The sequence below is a fragment of the Pseudomonas sp. HMWF006 genome (assembly GCF_003061205.1).
Lineage (GTDB): Bacteria > Pseudomonadota > Gammaproteobacteria > Pseudomonadales > Pseudomonadaceae > Aquipseudomonas > Aquipseudomonas monsensis.
The window spans coordinates 1-5,692 of sequence record NZ_QAIU01000265.1 but is presented as its reverse complement, the minus strand read 5'-3'; the positions used below and the strand labels follow the sequence as shown (position 1 = coordinate 5,692).

General features: G+C 59.6%; 4 protein-coding genes. 3 read left to right on the top strand and 1 reads right to left on the bottom strand.

Going from position 1 to position 5,692, the window contains the following annotated elements:
- Window positions 1-615 precede the first annotated feature (615 nt).
- Entirely contained in the window at window positions 616-939 is a 324-nt protein-coding gene (locus DBR24_RS11020; protein ID WP_123465205.1) for a DUF3077 domain-containing protein, read from the top strand.
- Between the two features lie 112 nt (window positions 940-1,051).
- Here DBR24_RS11020 and DBR24_RS11015 read toward each other — a convergent pair whose 3' ends face one another.
- On the bottom strand, window positions 1,052-2,893 hold the full coding sequence (locus tag DBR24_RS11015; protein ID WP_371921269.1) for a potassium transporter Kup: 1,842 nt from the start codon (window positions 2,891-2,893) through the stop codon (window positions 1,052-1,054).
- A 350-nt stretch (window positions 2,894-3,243) separates the two neighbouring features.
- On the opposite strand from DBR24_RS11015, the gene rimO reads away from it, so the two are divergent.
- Both rimO and DBR24_RS11005 read left to right on the top strand, forming a co-directional pair.
- Window positions 3,244-4,581, top strand: coding sequence for a 30S ribosomal protein S12 methylthiotransferase RimO (gene rimO, locus DBR24_RS11010; RefSeq protein WP_003222282.1), 1,338 nt, complete (start codon window positions 3,244-3,246; stop codon window positions 4,579-4,581).
- A 442-nt stretch (window positions 4,582-5,023) separates the two neighbouring features.
- The gene (locus DBR24_RS11005) at window positions 5,024-5,497 is read left to right on the top strand and encodes a GNAT family N-acetyltransferase (RefSeq protein ID WP_123465201.1); all 474 of its coding nucleotides are present in this window, start codon (window positions 5,024-5,026) and stop codon (window positions 5,495-5,497) included.
- Window positions 5,498-5,692: the final 195 nt, after the last annotated feature.

Below are 5,692 nucleotides of genomic sequence, written 5' to 3'. Positions count from 1 at the left end.
GCCACCACTTTGACGAGAACTACCCGGCGCTGGCCAAGCGTCTGGTGGACTTGATCGAGAAGCGTCAGAGCAAGGATCAGCCGGCAGAGTGATTTGAGCCGGCGACACGAAAAGCCCCCGCAGCCTTAGGGTTGCGGGGGCTTTTTACATGCCGCTGAACACCCAAAAACCAATGTGTGAGCGGGCTTGCTCACGATTGGGGTGGATCAACCAGCAGATGCGTAAATCTGACATTGCGCCTTCGCGAGCAAGCCCGCCCCCACTGGGTTCATTTCGTGCCTGACGTTTAGATTCGCTTGCACCTGGTCTCGCAATATCGGATGGCGCCCACAGACCTTGTAGGCAAACTCCGAATCTCATATTTGAACGGCTAGCTGCACTATTGGGCTGTTTTTCGACGGGATACTCTGCGGACGTCGCTGGCTCATTCAGCGATCAGGTGTGGTAACCCGGAGCAACCAGCGCGACAGCGCGTCCATCAAGTCATGGCAGCTGCGCGTGGGACGCCTGCGGGCGTGCCCCTTTCCTCGGTTCCCGGTTTATCACCCTGCGTACAGCTGCCTCCCTTTCGCGAGGTAACGAAAGTCGCGGCACTTCGAACCAAGGAGTAACACGATGACCGAAACTGATCTGTACGGACTCGCACACCTTAAAACCATCGGCTTCACCCCCTTCCTCTACCACTCGGATCAAGCGTTTTTCAACGTCCGCTCCGGCATCCCGATCATTGATGCCTTGTCCCAATCCTCCGACTTGCTATACCTCGCCAAATCCTTCGCCGAGGACGCGGCCTTCATCAAAGACACCGACCGCCATGCCTGGGCTGCGCATTACCTGACGGTGATGGGCAAGGCTTTGCTGGATGATGTGATTCAGACACTGATGCCACGATCTGTGCGGGCCAATGCCGAATCTGAAGACATGCCTGATCGCAGGTAACACCACGGCCCTTTGTGAGAACGGGGTCTGCGGTGAATGTGGGGTTTATACAAAGCCACAAAAAAGCCCCCGCCAGCCACAAGGCTGACGGGGGCTATCAGTAGATGCAGAGCTACATCTCGACCTGCGTCCCCAGTTCAATCACCCGGTTCAACGGCAGATTGAAGAAGCGCAAGTTGCCATTGGCATTCTTCAACATGAACGCAAACAGCGCTTCACGCCAACGGGCCATGCCTTCGAGTTTCGAGGCGATCACCGTTTCCCGACTGAGGAAGTAGGTAGTGCGCATCGGGCTGAAGTCCAGGTCATCCAGATGGCACAACTTCAGTGCCAGCGGCACGTCCGGTTCATCGGTGAAGCCGAAGTGCAGGATCACCCGGAAGAAGCCTTCGCCGTGGGCCTCGACTTCGAAGCGACGCGATGGCGGCACACGCGGGATGTCTTCGTAGACCACCGTCAACAGCACCACTTGCTCGTGCAGCACTTGGTTATGCAGCAGGTTGTGCAACAGCGCGTGCGGCACGGCGTCGGAGCGTGCGGTGAGGAACACCGCAGTGCCCTGCACGCGGTGCGGCGGTTGCACGCGGATGCTGCTGATGAAGATCGGCAGCGGCAGCGCGCCTTCGTCGAGACGATCGACCAGCAGCTCCTTGCCGCGTTTCCAGGTGGTCATCAGGATGAACAGCACGATCCCCGCGAGTACCGGGAACGCACCGCCCTGAATGATCTTCGGCACGTTGGCCGCGAAGAACATGCCATCGACCAGCAGGAAGCCGAGCAGAATCGGCACGGCCAGCAGCGGTGGCCATTTCCACAGCAGCAGGATCACCGCCGCCACCAGAATGCTGGTGATCAGCATGGTGCCGGTCACCGCCACACCGTAGGCAGACGCCAGTGCGCCGGAGGATTCGAAGCCGATCACCAGCAGGATCACGCCGACCATCAGCGCCCAGTTCACCGCACCGATGTAGATCTGCCCCTGTTCGGCACTGGAGGTGTGCTGAATGTGCATGCGCGGAATGTAGCCGAGTTGAATCGCCTGGCGGGTCAGCGAGAACGCACCGGAAATCACCGCTTGCGAAGCGATCACCGTGGCCAGGGTGGCCAGCACCACCAACGGCACCAGCGCCCAGTTCGGCGCCAGCAGATAGAACGGGTTACGCGCCGCTTCCGGGTTTTCCAGCAGCAAGGCGCCCTGGCCGAAGTAGTTCAGCACCAGCGCCGGCAACACCAGCGCCAGCCAGGCGCGGGCAATCGGCTTGCGACCGAAGTGGCCCATGTCGGCGTACAAAGCTTCGGCGCCGGTCAATGCCAGCACCACCGCGCCGAGAATCGCCACCCCCATGCCCGGATGCACTATGAAAAACCGCACACCCCAGATCGGGTTCAGCGCATTCAGCACTTCAGGGTGTCTGACGATCCCGCTGACACCCAGACCGCCCAGCACCAGAAACCACGCCACCATCACCGGGCCAAACAGCTTGCCGATGCGATCGGTGCCATGCTTCTGGATCAGAAACAACCCGACCAGCACGACCAGTGCCATCGGCACCACCCAGCGCTCCAGACCATCAAACGCCAATTCCAGACCCTCGACCGCCGACAACACGGAAATGGCCGGGGTAATCATGCTGTCGCCGTAAAACAGCGCGGCACCGATCAACCCCAGAATCACCAGCACCGCCTGCAATTTCGGGTAGCGGCTCGATGCACGTCGCGCCAGGGCAGTCAGCGCCATGATCCCGCCTTCACCCTGGTTGTCGGCGCGCAGTACGAACAACACGTACTTGATCGTGACTACCCAGATCAGCGACCAGAAAATCAACGCCAGAATCCCGAAGACTCCGTCGTGATTGACCGGCACCCCATAATGACCGGCGAACACTTCTTTGAGGGTGTACAACGGGCTCGTGCCGATGTCGCCGTAAACCACCCCGACTGCCGCGACCAGCATGCTCAGCGGTTTTGCAGCCGAATGCTCGGCGCCCGCCGCCTGACTACTTGCCTGACCCATCCAACACTCCTACTTCTCAGAACCGGCTTCTTTGAATGAAGCACTATGCTTTGTGGTGCAGCATGCGCTGTTTTACCCGTTGTTACAGACGTTTTGTTGACTGTAAAAAATTGGTAAAGCTCAACGGCGCGAAGCATAGCGCAGCACTCGTCGTATTTCCCTGCATAAAGCTGGTCAAGTGCGTTGCTCACCGCTAGAATTGCGCACTTTTTGATCAGAGGCGCCGTTCAAGCGCCCATCCGTCGGCTTCCACACTAGGCAAGCGACGTCACAAAACACCGAGGTTAGACATGTCCACCACTCCTGCGCCGGCCAATCCCAAGGTTGGCTTCGTATCTCTGGGTTGCCCGAAAGCACTGGTCGACTCCGAGCGCATCCTGACCCAGCTGCGCATGGAAGGCTATGACGTGGTGTCCACCTATCAGGACGCCGATGTCGTGGTGGTCAACACCTGCGGTTTCATCGACTCGGCCAAGGCTGAATCGCTGGAAGTGATCGGTGAAGCGATCAAGGAAAACGGCAAGGTGATCGTCACCGGTTGCATGGGCGTGGAAGAAGGCAATATCCGCGACGTACACCCGAGCGTGCTGGCCGTGACCGGTCCGCAGCAATACGAGCAAGTGGTCAATGCCGTGCACGAAGTCGTGCCGCCGCGTCAGGATCACAACCCGCTGATCGACCTGGTGCCGCCGCAAGGCATCAAGCTGACGCCGCGCCACTACGCCTACCTGAAAATTTCCGAAGGCTGCAACCACAGCTGCAGCTTCTGCATCATCCCGTCGATGCGCGGCAAACTGGTCAGCCGTCCGGTCGGCGACGTGCTCGACGAAGCCCAGCGTCTGGTCAAGTCCGGCGTCAAAGAGCTGTTGGTGATCTCGCAAGACACCAGCGCCTACGGCGTTGATGTGAAATACCGCACCGGTTTCTGGAACGGCGCGCCGGTGAAAACCCGCATGACCGAACTCTGTGAAGCGCTGAGCACCCTCGGCGTCTGGGTGCGTCTGCACTACGTTTACCCGTACCCGCACGTTGACGAGCTGATCCCGCTGATGGCCGCCGGCAAGATCCTGCCGTACCTGGACATCCCGTTCCAGCACGCCAGCCCGAAAGTGCTGAAGGCAATGAAACGCCCGGCGTTCGAAGACAAAACTCTGGCGCGGATCAAGAACTGGCGCGAAATCTGCCCGGACCTGATTATCCGTTCGACCTTCATCGTCGGCTTCCCGGGCGAAACCGAAGAAGACTTCCAGTACCTGTTGAACTGGCTGACCGAAGCCCAGCTCGACCGTGTCGGCTGCTTCCAGTACTCGCCGGTAGACGGCGCACCCGCCAACGATCTGGACCTGGAAGTGGTCCCGGACGACGTCAAGCAGGATCGTTGGGAGCGCTTCATGGCGCACCAGCAAGCGATCAGCTCGGCACGCCTGCAGATGCGCATCGGCCGCGAGATCGAAGTGCTGGTGGACGAAGTCGACGAGCAAGGCGCAGTGGGCCGCTGCTTCTTCGACGCCCCGGAAATCGACGGCAACGTGTTCATCGACAACGGCAGCAACCTCAAGCCGGGCGACAAGGTCTGGTGCAAAGTGACTGATGCTGACGAATACGATTTGTGGGCTGAGCAGATCTGATCTGAACGTCAAAAGCCCCTCACCCTAGCCCTCTCCCAGAGGGAGAGGGGACTGATTGAGGTGTTCTTGCGAGCTGCACAGACCTGAACGCTCGAGTCGAACTCAGGTTTTGAACAGCACGAAGATCAGCTCCCTTCCCCCTCGCCCCCTCTGGGGGAGAGGGGACTGATTGAGGTGTTCTTGCGAGCTGCACCGACCTGAACGTTCGAGTCGAACTCAGGTTTTGAACAGCACGAAGATCAGCTCCCTTCCCCCTCGCCCCCTCTGGGGGAGAGGGTTGGGGTGAGGGGGAGAGATCTTGCTGACGACAGAAATAGCCAGCCAGACACCGCAACAAATACACAAAGCCCCGCTCTTTTTTACGAGATGCGGGGCTTTTTTACGGCTATCGTTTGCTGGGGGAAGGACTCCCGCTTATCCACATTAGAAGAGGCAGACGGGCATGCGCCAGCATTCGGTCATCCATACGCCGAAACTCAGCGATTACCAGGAACTGACCCGGGTCTGGGAGGCCTCGGTCCGCGCGACCCATGATTTTCTGCCGGACAGCTACATCGAGCTGCTGCGCAATCTGGTGCTGACCCGCTACCTCGATGCGGTGATGCTGATCTGCACCAAGGACGCTCAGCAGCGCATCACCGGGTTCGCCGGGGTCGCGGCGGGCAAGATCGAGATGCTGTTCATTGATCCCGCCCATCGGGGCCAGGGCCTGGGCAAAAAACTGCTCACCTACGCCATGCAACACCTGAACGCCGATGAACTCGACGTCAACGAACAGAACCCCCAGGCGCTGGGCTTTTACTTCAAGCAGGGCTTCGAAGTGATCGGCCGCTCGGAAGTCGATGGCATGGGCCAGCCGTATCCGCTGCTGCATATGCGTTTACGGCAGAACCAGCAGCGCTCCAGTAACGGCTGACACACCATGGCCCCTTGTGGGAGCTGGCTTGCCAGCGATGCAGACGCCTCGGTCTGACAGATGCACCGAGGTGATGCCATCGCTGGCAAGCCAGCTCCCACAGGGAATACGGACACCGTGAAAATGGAACCGGACTTAACCGGCACCACACAGGTACAATGCCCACCCCTTTTTTGTTACGGCCCTGTCATGACT

Bases quoted from the DNA above. Each gene is read 5' to 3' on its own strand.
- DBR24_RS11020 (WP_123465205.1), top strand. From the start codon at position 616: ATGACCGAAACTGATCTGTACGGACTCGCACACCTTAAAACCATCGGC.
- DBR24_RS11015 (WP_371921269.1), bottom strand. From the start codon at position 2,893: ATGCTGGTCGCGGCAGTCGGGGTGGTTTACGGCGACATCGGCACGAGC.
- rimO (WP_003222282.1), top strand. From the start codon at position 3,244: ATGTCCACCACTCCTGCGCCGGCCAATCCCAAGGTTGGCTTCGTATCT.
- DBR24_RS11005 (WP_123465201.1), top strand. From the start codon at position 5,024: ATGCGCCAGCATTCGGTCATCCATACGCCGAAACTCAGCGATTACCAG.